The sequence below is a fragment of the Corynebacterium sp. HMSC066C02 genome, from assembly GCF_001814945.1.
Classification (GTDB): Bacteria; Actinomycetota; Actinomycetes; order Mycobacteriales; family Mycobacteriaceae; genus Corynebacterium; species Corynebacterium aurimucosum.
Map to the genome: position 1 here is coordinate 1 of NZ_KV818473.1, position 518 is coordinate 518.

Sequence of the window (518 nt, forward strand, 5' to 3'; positions counted from 1 at the left end):
CCGCTGAACCCGTCGTTTTCTACCTCACCCCGCTACGCACCCCGAAACCGGAAGAGCCGGTTTTCACCGTCCCCCCACAACAACAAAAGAGGGGCGGGCCCAGCATTAACCCGTTGATGGCACCTTTAAACCATCTACGGTGCTGCGCTAGCAGCCGACCGAACCCCACCTCCAAAGACACCCAAAAATACAGACCCGAAAGTACAGGTAGGGGCCTGCGCTCTTTACGTGCTGCTGCACCTAAGCCTCTAAGAGGCAGCCGTGAGGCGGCAGACTGCCTCCCGGATGACCTCAGGGCGCTTGCAGAACGCAAAGCGCACCTTGTGCCGTCACGGTTCCGGGTTGTCCGTAAAGGCGGCCAGCGGGATGGCGGCCGCGCCCTTCGTTTCGGGTAGCTGCATGCAGAAATCAATGCCGCTTAAGCCGGTAGAGGAGACATCGGCAACCACATAGTAAGTGCCGCCGGTGTCATGCAGGTGGAAGCTCGGCTGAAGCGTCCTGGGTTTAGTTCCGCTTCT

General features: G+C 59.8%; 1 pseudogene. It reads right to left on the minus strand.

Annotated elements, in window-relative coordinates:
- Window positions 1-329: 329 nt before the first annotated feature.
- Window positions 330-518 (minus strand): annotated as a pseudogene (locus HMPREF2996_RS13020) (hypothetical protein); the annotation flags it as partial.